At 45.9% G+C, this 18,101-nt stretch carries 15 protein-coding genes and 1 pseudogene; 12 read left to right on the plus strand and 4 right to left on the minus strand.

All coding sequences use genetic code 11. The features are described 5' to 3' along the window. Complete coding sequence (cyaY, locus tag ICN23_RS04715) at window positions 1-423, plus strand: iron donor protein CyaY (RefSeq protein WP_370624753.1); 423 nt, start codon at window positions 1-3, stop codon at window positions 421-423. Here cyaY and aroB read toward each other — a convergent pair. From aroB to ICN23_RS04735, 4 genes are read right to left on the minus strand one after another with little or no spacing between them, the layout of a single operon-like run. Further along, window positions 420-1,502: a 3-dehydroquinate synthase gene (gene aroB / locus ICN23_RS04720; RefSeq protein WP_216231916.1), complete on the minus strand. Its 1,083-nt coding sequence runs from the start codon at window positions 1,500-1,502 to the stop codon at window positions 420-422. The two genes, cyaY and aroB, sit on opposite strands and share 4 nt — an antisense overlap. Before the next feature lie 8 nt (window positions 1,503-1,510). Next, window positions 1,511-2,035, minus strand: coding sequence for a shikimate kinase (locus ICN23_RS04725; protein WP_216231097.1), 525 nt, complete (start codon window positions 2,033-2,035; stop codon window positions 1,511-1,513). A gap of 12 nt (window positions 2,036-2,047) precedes the next feature. Next, window positions 2,048-3,160: a secretin and TonB N-terminal domain-containing protein gene (locus ICN23_RS04730; RefSeq protein WP_370624754.1), complete on the minus strand. Its 1,113-nt coding sequence runs from the start codon at window positions 3,158-3,160 to the stop codon at window positions 2,048-2,050. Beyond that, window positions 3,157-3,888, minus strand: coding sequence for a hypothetical protein (locus ICN23_RS04735; RefSeq protein WP_216231099.1), 732 nt, complete (start codon window positions 3,886-3,888; stop codon window positions 3,157-3,159). The genes ICN23_RS04730 and ICN23_RS04735 overlap by 4 nt, the downstream gene beginning before the upstream one ends. Before the next feature lie 105 nt (window positions 3,889-3,993). On the opposite strand from ICN23_RS04735, the gene ICN23_RS04740 reads away from it, so the two are divergent. The 11 genes and pseudogenes from ICN23_RS04740 to ICN23_RS04790 form a co-directional block, all read left to right on the plus strand. After that, window positions 3,994-6,330: a penicillin-binding protein 1A gene (locus ICN23_RS04740; protein WP_216231100.1), complete on the plus strand. Its 2,337-nt coding sequence runs from the start codon at window positions 3,994-3,996 to the stop codon at window positions 6,328-6,330. Between the two features lie 12 nt (window positions 6,331-6,342). Continuing rightward, window positions 6,343-7,047, plus strand: a complete 705-nt coding sequence (locus ICN23_RS04745) for a transposase (RefSeq protein ID WP_216231101.1) — start codon at window positions 6,343-6,345, stop codon at window positions 7,045-7,047. Between the two features lie 193 nt (window positions 7,048-7,240). After that, window positions 7,241-11,986, plus strand: a complete 4,746-nt coding sequence (locus ICN23_RS04750; protein ID WP_216231104.1) for a glutamate synthase-related protein — start codon at window positions 7,241-7,243, stop codon at window positions 11,984-11,986. A gap of 47 nt (window positions 11,987-12,033) precedes the next feature. After that, window positions 12,034-13,497: a glutamate synthase subunit beta gene (locus tag ICN23_RS04755; RefSeq protein WP_216231105.1), complete on the plus strand. Its 1,464-nt coding sequence runs from the start codon at window positions 12,034-12,036 to the stop codon at window positions 13,495-13,497. Between the two features lie 10 nt (window positions 13,498-13,507). Continuing rightward, window positions 13,508-14,362, plus strand: a complete 855-nt coding sequence (locus ICN23_RS04760) for an ABC transporter ATP-binding protein (protein ID WP_216231106.1) — start codon at window positions 13,508-13,510, stop codon at window positions 14,360-14,362. Then, complete coding sequence (mlaE, locus tag ICN23_RS04765) at window positions 14,359-15,147, plus strand: lipid asymmetry maintenance ABC transporter permease subunit MlaE (RefSeq protein ID WP_215360631.1); 789 nt, start codon at window positions 14,359-14,361, stop codon at window positions 15,145-15,147. Before ICN23_RS04760 ends, mlaE begins: the two co-directional genes overlap by 4 nt. 21 nt (window positions 15,148-15,168) lie before the next feature. Further along, window positions 15,169-15,651, plus strand: a complete 483-nt coding sequence (mlaD, locus tag ICN23_RS04770) for an outer membrane lipid asymmetry maintenance protein MlaD (RefSeq protein ID WP_216231107.1) — start codon at window positions 15,169-15,171, stop codon at window positions 15,649-15,651. Further along, complete coding sequence (locus ICN23_RS04775) at window positions 15,648-16,400, plus strand: VacJ family lipoprotein (protein ID WP_255532701.1); 753 nt, start codon at window positions 15,648-15,650, stop codon at window positions 16,398-16,400. The genes mlaD and ICN23_RS04775 overlap by 4 nt, the downstream gene beginning before the upstream one ends. A gap of 69 nt (window positions 16,401-16,469) precedes the next feature. Then, the gene (locus ICN23_RS04780) at window positions 16,470-17,111 is read left to right on the plus strand and encodes a phospholipid-binding protein MlaC (RefSeq protein WP_216231108.1); all 642 of its coding nucleotides are present in this window, start codon (window positions 16,470-16,472) and stop codon (window positions 17,109-17,111) included. Between the two features lie 18 nt (window positions 17,112-17,129). Beyond that, window positions 17,130-17,387 carry a lipid asymmetry maintenance protein MlaB gene (locus ICN23_RS04785; protein WP_216231109.1) on the plus strand — a complete coding sequence of 86 codons (258 nt, stop codon included), beginning with the start codon at window positions 17,130-17,132 and terminating at the stop codon, window positions 17,385-17,387. Continuing rightward, window positions 17,387-18,076, plus strand: a pseudogene (locus ICN23_RS04790) (ABC transporter ATP-binding protein); the annotation flags it as partial. The gene ICN23_RS04785 and the pseudogene ICN23_RS04790, both read left to right, overlap by 1 nt. Window positions 18,077-18,101: the final 25 nt, after the last annotated feature.

Consider the following 18,101-nt stretch of genomic DNA (forward strand, 5'->3'; position numbering starts at 1 on the left):
ATGTCTCTAAAACGAATGATTGAATATAGCATGCAGGACTCCAGTATGAATCCAAATAATTCAGGCACAGAAACCATTGATGACAAGCAGTTTTATCAACTGGGAAGTCACCTACTACATTCTATAGAGGCGGCGCTAGAAGCTGCAGATGATGCGCTAGATCTGGATTTAGACGTCGAGCGCCAGGGCGGTAACGTCATCAATATTCGTTTTAAGGATAGAAGCGTCATCGTGGTGAATACTCAGCCACCTTTGCATGAAATTTGGGTAGCCGCAAAATCAGGCGGATATCACTATCGCTGGGCTGGCACTGTGGCCAAGCCTTTATGGCTAGATACTAAAACAGGCAAAGAGCTTTTAAGTGATTTATCAGAGTTTGCTACTGCTCAGGCAGGCCAAGAAATAAAGATTGCTCTTATTTAAGCGGCACCAGTAGCTTTCAATGTTTCAATGACCTGGTCGTCAGCGACGCTCTTAATCTGGGCTTTACCAATCTTTTCTAAAACAACGTAACGAATTTGCCCGCCCTCAGTTTTTTTATCAACCTGCATCAGCTCCATGTAGCGATCCCCACCAAACTTAGGTGGGGTAATTGGTAGATTCATCGATTGGATGATTTTGGTGAGGCGCTGGACATCGGCTTCACTGATGTAGTTAAGGCGGCGCGATAAATCGGCACCTAACACCATGCCGCAACCAACCGCTTCGCCATGCAACCATTCGCCGTAACCCATGCCTGCTTCAATTGCATGTCCAAAAGTGTGACCAAAGTTCAGAGTTGCACGAATGCCCCCCTCTCTTTCATCTGCAGACACTACTGCAGATTTAATTTCGCACGAACGCAAAACTGCGTGACCCATGGCGTCAGTGTCACAAGCCAATAATGCCTTTGCATTAGCCTCGATCCAATTTAAAAACTGCGCATCGGCAATAGCACCATGTTTAACCACTTCCGCAAGACCGGCGGAGAGTTCTCTTGGGGGTAAAGTCTTTAAAGTATTAAGGTCTGCAATCACAGCAACGGGCTGATGAAAGGCGCCAATCATATTTTTACCAAGCGGATGGTTGATGCCAGTCTTTCCGCCTACAGATGAATCCACCTGAGCTAGCAAGGTTGTTGGTACTTGAATAAAGCGAATGCCACGCATGAAGCTGGCTGCAGCAAATCCAGTCATATCACCAATGACTCCACCGCCTAAGGCAACCAGCATTGTTTGACGATCAGCGCCAAACTTCAACAGGTCATCAAAAATAAGCTGAAGGTTTTTCCAGTCTTTATAAGACTCTCCGTCAGGTAACGCAATCGTTCTAACAGGCTTGCCAAAAGTATTTAGAGTCTTGGTCAGACGCTCTGCGTAAATTGGGGCAACCGTAGTGTTGCTGACGATGTAGATAGAGGTTGCTTTTGCACAGGCGCTAAATAGGTTAGGCTGATCAATGAGGTCTGTGCCAATATAAATTGGATAACTGCGATTACCAAGATCAACTTCAAGTGTTTTCATCATATTCTTCAAGCGGAAAGTTCAAGCTGCATAATTAAGGTGTTGACCAATTGATTAACACTTGGTTTACCAGTTTCAATAACGTGGTCAGCAATTTCGCGATAGAGGGGATCGCGAATAGCGTATAAATTTTCTAGAATTTTTTTGGCATCGCCATTTTTAAGAAGTGGACGCCCTTCACCACCTTTAGTGCGATGCCAAAGCTCAATTGGATTTGCGTGCAAATAAATGACGGTCCCATGATCGCTGAGTGCTTGACGATTTTCTGGCAATAAAACAGCGCCACCACCAGTTGCCAAAATAATGTCTCTTTCATTGGTGATTTCACGAATGGCTTGAGCCTCTCTTTTGCGAAAACCCTCTTCACCTTCCATTTCAAAAATGACGGGAATTTTTACGCCGCAGCGTTCTTCGATGACATGGTCGGCATCTAGAAATCGACGCCCTAATTTTTTGGCTAGGACTTTACCGACGGTCGACTTCCCGGCGCCCATCAGGCCGATTAGAAAGATATTGTTTGTCGAAGAGTTCACCCCTCGATTTTATTAGGGTTTGTCGAGAACAGTCGGAGTTAAAAAGACTAGCAGCTCAGTTTTATCTTGCAATTTGGATTTATGGCGAAAAAAATGGCCAATCAGCGGAATATCCCCCAATAAAGGGATCTTGACTTCATCCTCTCGTTCGGTTGTCTGAAAGATGCCGCCAATGATCGCTGTTCCACCATTTTCAACAGTGACCTCGGAACTGAGGCTTTTGGTGTCTATGGCATACCCTTGCTCTGTTTTCATGCCCACTGTGTCCTTATTGATTCCTACTAGCATTGAAATCTTGCCATCTGGATGAATTTTGGGAAGGACTTCGAGGCGTAAATTAGCCTTTCTAAATTGCAATTTACTGCCGTTTTGATTGGAGGTTTGATAGGGAAGTTCGGTGCCTTGTTCAATTGTTGCTTTGACTTGGTCGCCCGTCATAATGCGGGGATTGGACAGTATTTTTCCTTGACCCTCTGATTCCAGGGCAGATAGTTCTGCTTGCAGAATACGGTTAGCATTTTTAGACACTAAAGTTGCAGCCACGGTTGCTGGATTGAAGCCGCTTAACCCAGCGCCACCTAAGTCAAGATTACCTGTCAGCTTTTGATTGCCGGCTCCATTTGCTTGATATCCCAGTTTGACCCCTAGCTCTCTAGCAAAGCGTTCATCTGCCTCCACAATCCGAGCCTCTATCAGAATCTGTCTTGGACTGTTGATGTGATCTCCACCAAATGGAAGAGCTGCATCCTCACGACGAAACTTTTGGAAGGCCTGGATTTCTGCATGGGGTCCGATCCAATAGATATCACCATTGCGTACGAGTCTCAAACCACGGCTGGCAATAATAGAGTCCAGCGCGGTCTGCCAGGGAGTCTTATGGAGGTCGACTGAAATCTTTCCTTTGATTGATTCACTTAATAAAAAATTGGTATTCCCCAATTTAGCTAAAACCAGCAAAAGATCTCTTATTTCTATCTCAGTAAATTGCAGGCTAATTGGTCTCAACAGGTGATTTTGTGAGGGCGCGTTTCCGCCTGCTAGATTGGGTAAAAAAAGCATCAACAAAGCAAGCAAAGTAGTGATGCTGTTTAAGTGGCATTGAAGAAAATGCAGGGTGCGTTTCATTCGCTGTGGGGGGTCTTCAGAACTAGCGATTTGCCCTGGGGGTGACTAAAGGTTGCCATGCCACTTTCAATGCTGTTAAGCCGCCAGTCACCCAAAACTCGAGTCCCTTTTTCGAAAGCGGCATTCCCCTTTCCTGTGCTGAAAAATGCTTGATGAGAGTCGCCCATTTGAGCGGCCCCCAGGTAGCGCCAGCGGCGTAATTCAGTCTCCTGGGAGGGCACCGCTGGCCTGCTGGAAACTTTAATTTCAGGCTTTCGATTCATTAATGAGTGAATACTCACTTCTATTTCTTCTATTGCCATATATAAATCTTCCTGATTTTCATGAAATTCATTACGCATGAAGGCTATTTCCTTTTTTAGCTCAGATATGAGTTTTTGAGATTCCTCCTGAGCGCTTTTGGAGCTCTGATCAAGGGCGTTATAGGTGATAAAGCTAACAACTGCTACTACTATCAAGACCCCAAAAAAGAGGGCAATCAATCCGCCTAGATTTTGAATGGAGCTCGGGATTTGAAGCTTGGATAAGGGGTTAAGGAAAGAGCGATGATTACTCTGGACTGAGTCACCTCGGGGCGTGCTTTGTTGGGGCCGAGGTTTGCGAATTCCATGGGGGTCGGGTATGGCAGGATCATCGCCAAGCTCGCTCAAAATTTCGTCAAAGGATTCGCTGGAAATGTGTCGTGCAGGCATGGCCATATTCTTCAGTTTTGCAGCCTGAAAAGACATCGTTCTAGTTTGAAGACTGCGTCAGAAATTGGGTCTTGATGCATCTCAAAACGAGGGTTTTGGAGCTTTTAGGTAAATTGACTAAGCACCCTATAATTTGGGCATATGGCCTTAACTCCTAAAGACAAGCCGCCCCTGAATCAACGTCCCGTTCGTCCATTCGAAAGACGTCCTCGGCATACACGAGTTGAGTCTGGTTTACCGCGCAAGAAATCAAGCAATCCGCTGGTAAAGGCCTTATTAATTATTGGCGTTGTTTTTGCTTTAGTGGTTACCTTGCTGATGGGCTATGCCTTTTTGGTAGCAAAACCTAATCTGCCGAAGATCTCTGCATTAACCGACTACAACCCCAAGACACCTTTGCGTATCTATACGGCTGACAAAGTACTCATTGGTGAATTTGGCGAGGAGCGTCGTAAGGTAATCCCATTAAATGAAATTCCTCAAAGTATGCGAAATGCTGTTTTAGCAATTGAGGATGATCGCTTCTATTCTCACGGTGGCGTGGACTACGTAGGAATTTTGCGAGCAACGTTAACCAACTTACGTGGCAACCTCTCGCAGGGTGCCTCAACTATCACCATGCAGGTGGCACGCAACTTTTTCCTGAGCAACGAGAAAACTTTTAGTCGAAAAATCTATGAAGTTTTATTGGCCTGGGAAATTGAGTCGCAGTTAACCAAGGACAAGATTCTTGAAATCTATATGAATCAGATTTTCTTGGGGCAGCGGGCTTACGGCTTCTCAAGCGCAGCACAGATTTATTTTGGTAAAGAATTAAAAGACATCACGATTGCTGAGTCGGCTATGTTGGCGGGCTTGCCAAAGGCGCCTTCAGCTTACAACCCAGTTAGCAATTTCCGTCGCGCAAAGATTCGTCAAGAGTACATTCTTCAACGCATGCGTGATCTGGGATACATCACGCCAGAGGAATACCAAAAAGCGATGATTGAGGAATTACATATTCGCGGCTTGGGCAATGAGTTTGCGGTCCGCGCAGACTTCCCGGCTGAGATGGTGCGCCAGTTACTGTTTACGCAATATGGTGAAGCTATCTACTCCCAAGGAATTGATGTTTACACCACCATTTTGAAGGCCGATCAAGACGCAGCTTATAAGGCGGTACGTAAAGGAATTTTTGAATATGACCTACGCCATGCTTATCGTGGGCCAGAAGGTTTTATAGATCTTCCGCAAGATCCTGTAAAACGCCAGCGTGCAATTGATGAGGCGCTACTTGCTTATCCTCAGTTAGATGATTTGCAGTCCGGTGTTGTGCTTGACGTTAAGCCCAAGGAAATGCAGGTCATGATTTCAACTGGTGACACCATCACTATTAAGGGTGAGGGCATGAAGTTGGCATCCGCATCCCTTACCGATAGCACTCAGCCTAAGAAGCGGTTGCGACCAGGTGCGGTGGTACGACTATTGTCAGATGGCGGGATTTGGAAGTTAGCGCAACTGCCACAGGTTGAGGCTGCGTTTGTGTCCATGAATGCAGAGACTGGTGCAATCCTGTCTCTGGTGGGTGGTTTTGATTTCCGTCGCAATCAATTTAATCATGTGACGCAAGCGTTGCGTCAACCGGGTTCTTCTTTTAAGCCATTTATTTATGCGGCAGCGATTGAAAAAGGTTTTTCACCCAGCACAATGGTGAATGATGCGCCCTTATCAATCGGTAGCATGGAAACCGGTAGCCAGGCCTGGGAACCAAAAAACTATGATGGTAAGTATGAAGGCATGATGCGCTTGCGCAATGCGCTGGCTAAGTCGAAGAACTTAGTTTCAGTACGGATCATCCGAGCGATTGGTCCTTCTTATGCGCAGGAATACATTCAACGTTTTGGTTTTGAACCAGAAAAGCATCCCCCTTACTTAACGATGGCTTTGGGTGCGGGTTCGGTTACGCCTTTACAAATGGCTTCTGCTTATAGTGTTTTTGCAAATGGCGGCTACCGCGTAGATCCATTCTTGATTGATAAGATGGTCGACTCTAAAGGCACTGTCATGTTTGAAGCAAAACCTACTCATGCTCGTGAAGATGCGCCACGTGTATTAGATGCGCGTACTGCTTTTGTAATGGATAGTATGTTGCAAGAGGTAACTAAGTCAGGTACTGCAGCTTCTGCTCGCGGTAAGTTAGGGCGCAATGATATTGCAGGTAAAACAGGCACAACGAACGATTCTCATGATGCTTGGTTTGCAGGATACAACCCGAAAGTGGTTGCTGTTGCATGGATTGGTTTTGATAAGCCAGCGAGCTTGGGCGATCGTGAAACCGGTGGCGGCCTTGCTCTACCAATGTGGATTTCTTATATGGGTACAGCATTAAGAGAGATTCCTCAGCAGGCTCGTGAAGTTCCAAGTGGTGTTACACAAGTTGATGGCGACTGGTTTATTCCAGAGTTTTCTAACAGTGGTGGTGCGCGCGAACTGCAATAGTTCGCTTTTAAGATGGCACGGCAAGCGCGCACTGTAATACCCGGCCAAGCAATGCATGTGATGGTCCGCGGTAATAACCGTGAAACCCTTTTTTTTAGCGATGAAGATCGTCGCACTTATTTAGAGTGGTTGCGTGAGGCGGCCAGGCAATTTGGTTGCGCAGTTCATGCCTTTGCTTTGATGCCCAATCATGTTCATCTGTTGATGACTCCACAGAGCGAAGATTCTCTTGCAAAAACAATGCAATCCCTGGGGCGACGTTACGCACAGTATTTCAATCAACAGCATCGTCGCTCGGGGACTATTTGGGAGGGTAGGTATCGCTCATCCTTAATAGACCCAGATTATTTTTTGCGTTGTCAGCGCTATATCGAGCTCAATCCGGTGAGAGCCGGTTTTGAATCCAATCCTCAAAGTTCTACTTGGACTAGTTTTTCAGCACATATTGGTGAGAGTTCGGAGTCTTGGTTGGTAGATCATCAATATTTTTGGAGGTTGGGCAATACCCCCTTTGAAAGGCAGATGAACTGGGCAAGCTTTGTTAAGGAAGGCGCCCCCCATTGGGAGGACCGTCAAATTACTGAATCGCTCATTCGATCCAAGCCTTGGGTGAGTGACATTTATGCAAAAAAGCTCTTCAAGGATGCCCCAGAGATGACTGTCATTCGGCATCGAGGGCGGCCAAGAAAAGTAAATGCTGTAAATTCAACAGCTTAGAGCAATAAAAACCCCCTGAATTCACTTTAGGGCATTGAATATTATGACTCTGTCCCCATATAAGTAATTGATATTGGTGCGGCATGCAAATAAATGGGACAGACTCATTTTATTTCTATTGCATCGGTATGGGTATTCACCTATATTTGATCCTCCAAAAGTAATTAGGCCTTTGTCGCCCCTCGGAAATACTATGACTACACAATTAAATACTGATCTTCGTCCAATCGCTCAAGGTTTATATGACCCTAGTAATGAGCATGATGCTTGCGGCGTAGGATTCGTGGCACACATCAAAGGCAAGAAATCTCATGAGATCGTTTCTCAGGGATTAAAGATTCTTGAAAATTTAGATCACCGGGGAGCGGTAGGTGCCGATCCTCTGATGGGTGACGGCGCCGGTATCTTGATTCAGATTCCGGATACTTTGTATCGTGAAGAGATGGCTAAGCAGGGTGTGACCTTACCACCATTAGGTGAATATGGCGTCGGCATGATTTTCTTGCCAAAGGAACACGCTTCACGTTTAGCGTGTGAACAAGAATTAGAGCGTACCGTTCGTTTAGAAGGACAGGTAGTTTTAGGTTGGAGAGATGTTCCGGTAGATGTGAAGTTACCGATGTCTCCAACAGTGCAAATGACAGAGCCATTTATTCGTCAAATTTTCATTGGCCGTGGTCGTGACATCATGACGACTGATGCACTCGAGCGTAAGTTATATGTGATTCGTAAGACAGCAAGTCACGCTATTCAAGATTTACACCTGAAGCATGGCAAGGAATATTTTGTTGCTTCAATGTCTGCTAGAACCATTGTTTATAAGGGTTTGCTGTTAGCTAACCAAGTAGGAGCTTATTACCAAGATCTACAGGATAAGCGTACTGTGTCGGCGCTTGCATTAGTGCATCAACGCTTCTCAACCAACACTTTCCCGGCTTGGGAATTAGCGCATCCGTATCGCATGATTGCTCACAACGGTGAGATCAATACTGTTAAAGGAAATGTGAATTGGGTGAATGCACGTGAAGGCGCAATTAGCTCCCCAGTGCTTGGCGATGATTTGCAAAAACTCTGGCCATTAATTTATCCAGGTCAGTCAGATACCGCTTGTTTTGATAACTGCTTAGAGTTGTTGGTGATGTCTGGTTATCCATTGGCTCAAGCCATGATGATGATGATTCCAGAGGCGTGGGAGCAGCACACATTAATGGATGACAATCGTCGCGCTTTCTATGAATACCACGCGGCAATGATGGAGCCATGGGATGGCCCAGCAGCAATGGCCTTTACCGATGGTCGTCAAATTGGCGCAACATTGGATCGCAATGGATTGCGCCCAGCACGCTATTACGTTACTGATGATGACCTCGTCATCATGGGATCTGAGGCCGGTGTATTGCCGATTCCTGAGAGCAAGATCGTACAAAAATGGCGCTTGCAACCAGGCAAGATGTTCATGATCGACATGGAACAAGGTCGCATCATTGATGACGTTGAATTAAAGAATGCAGTTTCCAAGGCTAAGCCTTATAAGAGTTGGATCGACGCTGTTCGTGTGAAGTTAGATGAAGTTGATGCCAGCAAAGTGGACTTGGTTGATGAGAAAACAACTATTCGTCCGGCTGCTAAATTGTTAGATCGCCAACAAGCATTTGGTTACACCCAGGAAGACATTAAGTTCCTCATGGCGCCAATGGCTATGAATGGCGAAGAGGCTATTGGTTCAATGGGCAATGACAGTCCGTTGGCAGTTCTTTCTAATAAGAACAAGCCGCTCTATAACTACTTCAAGCAATTGTTCGCGCAAGTTACCAATCCTCCGATTGATCCAATTCGCGAGAACATGGTGATGTCATTGGTCTCTTTCATTGGACCTAAGCCTAACTTGTTAGACACTAACAACATCAATCCACCAATGCGCTTAGAAGTGAGTCAGCCCATTTTGGATTTTGATGACATTACTAAGATTCGTCACATTGGTCATTACACCAATGGTAAGTTCCGCTCTTATGAATTGGATATTTGCTATCCAGCTTCATGGGGTAAGGCTGGCATTGAAGCGCGCTTAGCTTCACTGTGTGCTGAAGCAGCAGATGCAGTGCGTTCCGGTTACAACATCCTGATCGTGAGCGATCGTCAGGTTGACGAAAAGCATGTGGCTATTCCAGCGTTATTGGCAACTTCCGCAATCCACCAGCATTTAGTTCAAAAAGGTTTACGCACTAGCGTTGGCCTAGTAGTAGAGACTGGAAGTGCGCGTGAGACACACCACTTTGCGCTCTTGGCTGGTTATGGCGCAGAAGCAGTTCACCCATATCTCGCAATGGAAACCTTGGCAGAGATGGCAAAAGGTTTATCCGGTGATTTGTCTGCTGAAAAAGCAGTGAAAAACTTTGTGAAAGCAATTGGTAAGGGCTTGCAAAAAGTCATGTCCAAAATGGGCATCTCTACTTACATGTCTTATACCGGATCACAGATTTTTGAGGCCATTGGTTTAAATCACGACATCATTGATCAATACTTCAAAGGTACGCCATCAAATGTTGGTGGTATCGGTGTGTTTGAAGTTGCTGAAGAAGCATTACGTATGCACTCATCAGCATTTGGCAATGACCCCGTGTTAACCAATATGCTTGATGCTGGCGGTGAGTACGCTTTCCGTATTCGTGGGGAGAACCATATGTGGACTCCAGACACGATTGCGAAGTTGCAGCATTCCACACGTATTGGTGCAGAAAAGGGCTACCAGACTTATAAAGAGTACGCCAACATCATCAATGATCAAACTAAGCGTCAAATGACTTTGCGTGGTTTATTTGAATTCAAGATTGATCCAGCAAAAGCGATTCCATTGGACGAGGTAGAATCTGCAAAAGAAATCGTGAAGCGTTTTGCAACGGGCGCGATGTCTTTGGGTTCAATCTCTACAGAAGCGCACGCTACTTTGGCAATTGCTATGAACCGTATTGGCGGTAAGTCCAATACTGGTGAAGGTGGCGAAGATCCAAACCGTTATGTGAATGAACTCAAAGGCATTCCAATTAAGAAGGGCGAGTCTTTAGCCAGTATCTTGGGTAGCGATGTTGTTGAAGCAAATATCCCATTGCAAGATGGCGACTCTTTGCGTTCTAAGATTAAGCAAGTTGCTTCTGGTCGCTTTGGCGTCACCACTGAGTATCTACGTTCTGCGGACCAGATTCAGATCAAGATGGCGCAAGGTGCGAAGCCTGGTGAGGGCGGTCAATTGCCAGGTGGCAAAGTTTCTGACTACATTGGTAAATTGCGTTTCTCAGTGCCAGGCGTTGGCTTGATTTCTCCTCCTCCGCACCACGATATTTATTCGATTGAAGATATTGCACAGTTGATTCATGACTTGAAGAACGTCAATCCAAAAGCCGACGTTTCTGTGAAGTTGGTATCTGAGGTAGGTGTTGGAACTGTTGCAGCTGGTGTTGCTAAGGCAAAAGCGGATCACGTGGTGATCGCTGGCCACGATGGTGGTACTGGCGCATCCCCATTGTCTTCAATCAAGCACGCTGGTTCTCCATGGGAACTCGGCCTGGCTGAAACACAGCAGACATTGGTTCTGAATGGCTTGCGTAGTCGTATTCGTGTTCAAGCTGATGGCCAAATGAAGACTGGTCGCGACGTAGTGATTGGCGCTTTGTTAGGTGCAGACGAATTTGGTTTCGCGACAGCTCCATTGGTGGTTGAGGGTTGCATCATGATGCGTAAGTGCCATTTAAATACCTGCCCAGTTGGTGTTGCTACACAAGATCCAGAATTGCGTAAGAAATTCTCTGGCAAGCCAGAACACGTTGTGAACTTCTTCTTCTTTATTGCTGAAGAAGCCCGCGAAATCATGGCGCAATTGGGCATCCGCAAGTTTGATGACTTAATTGGTCGTGTTGATTTATTGGATACCCGTAAAGGTATTGAGAACTGGAAAGTGCACGGCTTAGATTTCAGTAAGATTTTTGCCGAGCCACAAGTTGCCGCTGAAGTTCCACGTTATCAAGTGTTGACACAGGATCATGGTTTAACCAACGCACTTGACAATATCTTGATCGAAAAGAGTGAGCCTGCATTAGAGCGTGGTGAGAAAGTATCTTTCATTGTTCCAGTGAAGAACGTAAACCGTACTGTAGGCGCGATGCTTTCTGGTGAAGTAGCTCAACGTTATGGTCATGCAGGTTTACCAGATGACACTATCCACATTCAGTTGAATGGCACGGCTGGTCAAAGCTTTGCAGCTTTCTTAGCGCGTGGCATCACTTTAGATTTGGTTGGTGACGGTAATGACTACGTTGGTAAAGGTCTATCCGGTGGCCGCGTAATTGTTCGTGCTCCCCATGAATTCCGTGGCGATACTGCGAAGAACATCATTGTGGGTAATACCGTTCTCTACGGCGCGATTGCTGGTGAGGCATTCTTTAACGGTGTAGCCGGTGAGCGTTTCGCAGTGCGTAACTCTGGTGCAACAACGGTTGTTGAAGGTACTGGTGACCATGGTTGTGAGTACATGACCGGTGGCACAGTAGTCGTATTAGGCGCAACAGGACGTAACTTTGCCGCAGGTATGAGCGGTGGTATTGCTTATGTTTACGACGAAGATGGTTTGTTCGATAAGCGTTGCAATACCAGCATGGCCACTTTGGAAAAGGTGCTACCTTCTGCTGAGCAGATTGCCAAGATGCCTAAGTCTGAGTGGCATGCCCCTGTCGATGTTAAAGATGGTGGCGAGCGCTTAACTGACGAGCAAATCTTGAAGGGCTTGATTGAACGTCATTTCCGTCACACCGGCTCTGAGCGCGCTAAAGCAATCTTGGCTGATTGGGAAAATGCCCGCAGTCGTTTTGTGAAGGTTCTCCCAACTGAGTACAAACGTGCTCTCGGTGAGTTGTGGGAAAAAGCCCAAAACAAAACTGTTGCAGCTTAAGCCGCTGAATTAATAAAGACATTAAGAAAAGATACTAAGGATTCGATATGGGTAAAGTCACTGGATTTATGGAGTTTGAGCGCGTAGATGAAACATACGAAGCGCCAGTTAAACGTCTCCATCATTACAAAGAGTTTGTTGCCGCTTTAACCGATGAAGAAGCGAAAGTTCAAGGTGCGCGCTGCATGGATTGCGGTATACCATTTTGTAATAACGGCTGCCCAGTCAATAACATCATCCCTGATTTCAATGACTTGGTATTTCACAACGATTGGAAGAATGCATTAGATGTTTTGCAATCAACCAATAACTTCCCAGAATTCACGGGCCGCATTTGCCCAGCTCCTTGCGAAGCTGCTTGTACTCTAGGCATTAATAGCACTGCGGTAGGCATCAAATCTATTGAGCACGCCATCATTGATAAAGGATGGGATAGCGGTTGGGTTAAGCCTCAGCCATCCAAGACCAAGACCGGTAAAAAAGTAGCGGTAGTTGGCGGCGGCCCTGCAGGCATGGCAGCTGCACAGCAATTGGCACGTGTGGGTCACGATGTGACTGTGTTTGAGAAGAATGATCGCGTTGGCGGCTTGCTGCGCTACGGTATTCCTGATTTCAAAATGGAAAAGTGGTTGATTGACCGTCGCGTAGAGCAGATGCAAGCTGAAGGCGTGAAGTTTGAAACTGGTGTTTTTGTTGGTAAAGAAGCGATTGGTGCTGAAGTAAAAAATTACTCCAACAAAACAGTTTCACCCGAGCAGTTGATGAAGGATTTTGATGCTGTAGTGATCACTGGTGGCGCAGAGCAGCCACGTGATTTGCCAGTCCCAGGTCGTGAGTTAGCAGGTGTGCACTATGCGTTGGAATTCTTGATTCCACAGAATAAAGAAAATGCAGGCGATTTCAAGAACGAAATTCGTGCAACCGATAAGCATGTTGTAGTTATCGGTGGTGGAGATACGGGTTCTGATTGTGTGGGCACATCAAATCGCCACGGCGCAACCAAGATTACTCAGTTCGAGTTGCTCCCGCAGCCTCCTGAAGAAGAAAACAAGCCTTTAGTATGGCCATATTGGCCAACGAAGTTGCGTACATCTTCGTCTCATGAAGAGGGTTGTGATCGCGACTGGTCAGTTGGAACAAAGCGCTTTGAAGGTAAAGACGGCAAAGTAGAGAAATTGATCGGCGTTCGTTTGGAGTGGAAAGACGGCAAGATGTCAGAAGTGCCAAATTCTGAATTTGAGATCAAAGCAGATCTGGTACTTTTGGCAATGGGCTTTGTATCCCCAGTGCAGCAGGTCCTCAATGCCTTTGGCGTAGAAAAAGATGCGCGCGGCAATGCTAAAGCGACTGTAGATGGTCAAAATGCCTATCAAACGAATGTTCCTAAGGTATTTGCGGCTGGAGATATGCGTCGCGGACAGTCCTTGGTTGTTTGGGCGATCCGTGAAGGCCGTCAATGCGCCCGTTCAGTAGATGAGTATTTAATGGGGTCTTCTGTTTTACCTCGATAATGTCGAGGATATGAACAGTGGCCAGCCAAACTCCTTGGATGTAAGCAAGCAAGCTACAGGCGAAGTTGTCGTCTCTATTAAAGACGTCAACTTTTCTTATGCTCCAGGAGAGCGGCAAATTTTGTCGGGACTCAATATGGAGTTTCGACGCGGCCAAGTAGTGGCAGTGATGGGTGGTTCGGGCTGCGGTAAGACTACTATCCTTCGTTTGATCGGCGGTCAATATACCGCCCAATCAGGCCAAGTTATATTTGAAGGGCAAGACATTGGCAAGATGGGCGGCGCTGAGTTGATGGCAGCTCGTCGACGAATGGGCATGTTATTTCAGTTTGGCGCTTTGTTCACCGATCTTAGTGTTTTTGAAAACGTTGCCTTTCCTTTGCGTGAACATACTGATTTAAGCGAAGAACTTTTGCACTCATTAGTGTTGATGAAACTCAATGCGGTGGGTTTGAGAGGCGCGCGCGATTTAATGCCTGCACAAATTTCTGGCGGCATGGCGAGACGGGTTGCGCTTGCAAGGGCGATTGCTTTAGATCCGCCGCTCATCATGTATGACGAGCCATTTGCTGGTCTTGATCCTATTTCGCTTGGTATTACAGCACGCTTGATTCGTGATCTTAATAACGCCCTGGGAGCCACGAGTTTATTGGTTACTCATGATGTTGAAGAAACCTTTGCCATTGCAGATTATGTTTACTTCATCGCGAATGGCCGCATTGGTGCAGAAGGAACTCCCGAGGAGTTAAGTCGTTCAACGGATCCTTTTGTTAGACAGTTTTTAGATGCAGCTCCAGATGGCCCTGTGCCTTTCCACTATCCAGGAAAAAGTTTGGAAGAAGATTTTGGAGTGAGATCTCTATGACTGCACTATTAAATCTCTTTGGCGATCTTGGGTTTTTTGTTCGCCGTAATTTAAGCAGTCTTGGATTGGCTGCCCGCATGTTTGTCGCAGTGATCGTGCGCTCAGGATTCTTACTCAAGAGACCACGTTTAGTGATTGATCAAATTTTGTTTGTTGGCAATCATTCTTTTGTCATCATTGCAGTCTCAGGTTTGTTCGTTGGTTTTGTTTTGGGCTTACAGGGCTACTACACCTTAAATCGTTATGGCTCAGAACAAGCGCTTGGTTTATTAGTCGCTTTGTCTTTGACTCGTGAGCTGGGTCCAGTCATTACGGCCTTATTGTTTGCCGGTAGAGCCGGAACTTCATTAACGGCTGAGATTGGCCTAATGAAAGCTGGGGAACAATTGACTGCTATGGAGATGATGGCGGTGGACCCCTTGGGGCGTGTAATTGCACCACGACTCTGGGCGGGCATTATTTCCATGCCTATCTTGGCAACGATCTTTACTGCAGTAGGTGTTTTGGGTGGTTATTTAGTTGGCGTTCCACTGATTGGGGTTGATTCGGGTGCTTTTTGGTCTCAGATGCAGGGTGGGGTAGACCTGTTTTCAGATATTGGCAATGGCTTGATTAAAAGCATGGTGTTTGGTGTGGCGGTAACTTTTATTGCCCTTTACCAAGGCTATGAATCCAAACCTACGCCGGAAGGCGTTTCGCAAGCGACTACCCGTACGGTAGTGATCTCTTCTTTATCGGTTTTAGCTTTAGATTTCTTGCTAACCGCGATGATGTTCTCAAATTAGAAAGAATAAACTGGGGCTCTTATGAGAAAAAGTGCAATTGATGTGTGGGTAGGAATCTTTGTTGCCATTGGTTTGCTGGCGGCGCTATTCCTCGCGCTGAAGGTTGGAAATATGAATGCAGTGTCATTCGCTCCAACATACAAAATTTCTGCACGCTTTGACAACATCGGCGGCCTGAAACCTCGTGCACCTGTTAAAAGTGCTGGCGTGGTCGTTGGCAGAATCGCCAATATTACTTTTGACGATAAGACATATCAAGCAACAGTAGTGATGACGATTGAAGACTCTTACAAGTTTCCAAAGGATTCTTCAGCCAAGATTTTGACATCTGGCTTATTGGGCGAGCAATACATTGGTCTTGAGGCAGGCGGCTCTGATGATATGTTGGCGAATGGCGAGAAGATTTCTCAAACTCAGTCAGCGATTGTTTTGGAAAATCTGATCAGTCAGTTTCTCTATAACAAAGCGGCAGATAGCGGTCAGGAAAAGGGCGCAGCAAAATGATGTTGTCTGTTGTGCGTAAACTCAAGGCAGCCATCTTGCTGAGTTTGGTTGCTGTCATGGTTGGTTGCGCTTCGATTCCAGCTGGCTCAGAGCGTTCCCCCCAGGATCCTTGGGAGCCATTCAATCGCTCCGTATTTGAATTTAATGAAGGCTTGGATGCTTACGTACTCAAGCCAGTGGTTGCTGGGTATCGCTTTGTTTTGCCTGAATTTGTTCGCGAGGGCATTTACAACTTCTTTAGTAACTACAGTGATATCTACACTGCGCTGTATAACTTGCTACAAGGCAAGCCTGGATATGCATTTAGCGATCTGATGCGAGTGATGGTGAATACAACCATGGGCTTGGGTGGTCTGATCGATCTAGCTACACCAGGCGGACTTGAAAAGCACAAAGAAGATTGGGGTCAGACTTTAGGTGTATGGGGTGTTCCTTCTGGCCCTTATGTTGTTTTGCCTTTCTTTGGCCCAAGTAATGTGCGCGATACTTTTGGAACGGTTGCCGATTTAGAGTCCGATTACTTATTTAGACTCTTGCCAAATGTTGCCCTACGCAATAGTTTGACTGGTTTACGCGTCGTCAATGCGCGAAATACGTATTACGAGGCTGGCGATTTATTGGATGGCGCTGCAATTGATAAATATAGCTTCATGCGTGATGCTTATATTCAAAGACGGGCATATCAAATCAATGAGGGTCGTGATGATGAAGAGCCTCTCATGCCGGTTTATGAAAATCCGTATCAATGAGCAGTCAGCTAATGTGTTTTGAAGCGACTAAAATGAGTCTCAATACAAAAAAGATGGCGGGCAGGGAATATGAAAATTTTTAAAAGAATCTACAGCTTAGTTTTGGTGAGCACACTATTCGCATCAACTACCATTTTTGCTCAAACCCCTGATCCATCAACGCCACCGGATGCTTTAATTAAGATGGTCGTTACAGAAGTAATGGCAACAGTGAAAGCCGACCCCGATATTCAAAAGGGCAATATTCCTAAGATTGTGGATTTAGTTGAAAAGAAAATTGTTCCCTATACCGATATGCGTCGTACGACTGAAATGGCTATGGGACCTAATTGGAAAAAAGCAACGCCCGAGCAGCAGGCGCAATTAACCTCCGAGTTTAAGAATTTATTGATTCGCACTTACTCTGGCGCATTGAGCCAATTGCGGGATCAGACTGTGCAATTCAAGGCGTTACGTGCAGCTCCAGACGACAAAGAGGTAGTTGTTAAAACGGTCGTGCTCGGTCGTGGCGATCCGGTTCCTTTGGACTACCGCCTAGAGAAAACAGCTAATGGTTGGAAAGTCTATGACATGAACATCATGGGTGTTTGGTTGGTTGAAGCCTACCGCAATCAGTTTTCTAACCAAATCAGCCAAAACGGCATAGAAGGCTTGGTGAAGTTCTTACAGGATCGCAATAAACAATTAGCCACTGCTAAACCAAGCAATTAATTAGTAAGCAAATACATCATGCCCTTTCTTTTGCCAAAAACCGTTACACAAGAAAATGCCTTGCAGTTGCAAAAAGAAGGCTTGCTGAATAGCCCTAGCTTGCAATCGATTGATTGTTCGGCGCTAAAAGATTTTGACTCGACTGTATTGACTGTTTTGTTGGCATGGCAGAAAAAGCTTATGACTGAAGGAAAGTCTATTTCAGTGGAGCGCGCACCAGAGAAGTTGAAGGTCTTGGCTGGTGTTTATGGTGTTGCAGCATTGCTAGGTTTGTAATGGCAATTCATCCTGCAATATCTATTCAAAATATATCTAAGCAATACGGAGCACTCCAAGCATTAGATGATGTTTCTCTAGGGATTGAGCCTGGTGAGTTTTTTGGTTTATTGGGCCCCAATGGTGCTGGCAAAACTACTCTCATTTCTATTTTGGCTGGCTTGGTTAGACCTAGCCACGGTCATGCGGCCATTATGGGCGCCGATGTTCAAAAAGGTTTTCATGATGCGCGCCGTATGTTAGGCGTTGTTCCTCAAGAGTTGGTTTTTGATCCCTTCTTTACTGTGCGTGAGACTTTACGGTTCCAGTCCGGATACTTCGGGATACGCAATAACGATACATGGATTGACGAGATCATGGCTAATCTTGATCTCACCTCCAAGGCGGATAGCAATATGCGCTCTTTGTCTGGCGGTATGAAGCGTAGAGTACTTGTTGCACAAGCATTGGTGCATAGACCGCCAGTCATTATTTTGGATGAGCCTACCGCTGGTGTTGATGTAGAGTTGCGTCAATCGCTCTGGCAATTTATTAGTAGACTCAATCAGGATGGTCACACGATTGTTTTGACAACGCATTATTTGGAAGAAGCTGAAGCTCTATGTCAGCGCATAGCCATGCTGAAGCAAGGCAAGATAGTGGCTTTAGATACCACTGCTAATTTATTAAGTCGCTATGGATCTGTCAAAAAAGACGGAGAAGGCAAAACCGATT

Origin of the sequence: Polynucleobacter sp. MWH-Jannik1A5 (assembly GCF_018881795.1) — a bacterium.
Classification (GTDB): Bacteria; Pseudomonadota; Gammaproteobacteria; order Burkholderiales; family Burkholderiaceae; genus Polynucleobacter.

Excerpts from the sequence above, each read along its gene's own strand:
- mlaE (WP_215360631.1), top strand. The coding sequence starts at position 14,359 with ATGACTGCACTATTAAATCTCTTTGGCGATCTTGGGTTTTTTGTTCGC.
- ICN23_RS04760 (WP_216231106.1), top strand. The coding sequence starts at position 13,508 with ATGAACAGTGGCCAGCCAAACTCCTTGGATGTAAGCAAGCAAGCTACA.
- ICN23_RS04730 (WP_370624754.1), bottom strand. The coding sequence starts at position 3,160 with ATGAAACGCACCCTGCATTTTCTTCAATGCCACTTAAACAGCATCACT.
- ICN23_RS04785 (WP_216231109.1), top strand. The coding sequence starts at position 17,130 with ATGCCCTTTCTTTTGCCAAAAACCGTTACACAAGAAAATGCCTTGCAG.
- cyaY (WP_370624753.1), top strand. The coding sequence starts at position 1 with ATGTCTCTAAAACGAATGATTGAATATAGCATGCAGGACTCCAGTATG.
- ICN23_RS04775 (WP_255532701.1), top strand. The coding sequence starts at position 15,648 with ATGATGTTGTCTGTTGTGCGTAAACTCAAGGCAGCCATCTTGCTGAGT.
- ICN23_RS04755 (WP_216231105.1), top strand. The coding sequence starts at position 12,034 with ATGGGTAAAGTCACTGGATTTATGGAGTTTGAGCGCGTAGATGAAACA.
- ICN23_RS04780 (WP_216231108.1), top strand. The coding sequence starts at position 16,470 with ATGAAAATTTTTAAAAGAATCTACAGCTTAGTTTTGGTGAGCACACTA.
- ICN23_RS04740 (WP_216231100.1), top strand. The coding sequence starts at position 3,994 with ATGGCCTTAACTCCTAAAGACAAGCCGCCCCTGAATCAACGTCCCGTT.
- ICN23_RS04745 (WP_216231101.1), top strand. The coding sequence starts at position 6,343 with ATGGCACGGCAAGCGCGCACTGTAATACCCGGCCAAGCAATGCATGTG.
- ICN23_RS04750 (WP_216231104.1), top strand. The coding sequence starts at position 7,241 with ATGACTACACAATTAAATACTGATCTTCGTCCAATCGCTCAAGGTTTA.
- aroB (WP_216231916.1), bottom strand. The coding sequence starts at position 1,502 with ATGAAAACACTTGAAGTTGATCTTGGTAATCGCAGTTATCCAATTTAT.
- mlaD (WP_216231107.1), top strand. The coding sequence starts at position 15,169 with ATGAGAAAAAGTGCAATTGATGTGTGGGTAGGAATCTTTGTTGCCATT.
- ICN23_RS04735 (WP_216231099.1), bottom strand. The coding sequence starts at position 3,888 with ATGTCTTTTCAGGCTGCAAAACTGAAGAATATGGCCATGCCTGCACGA.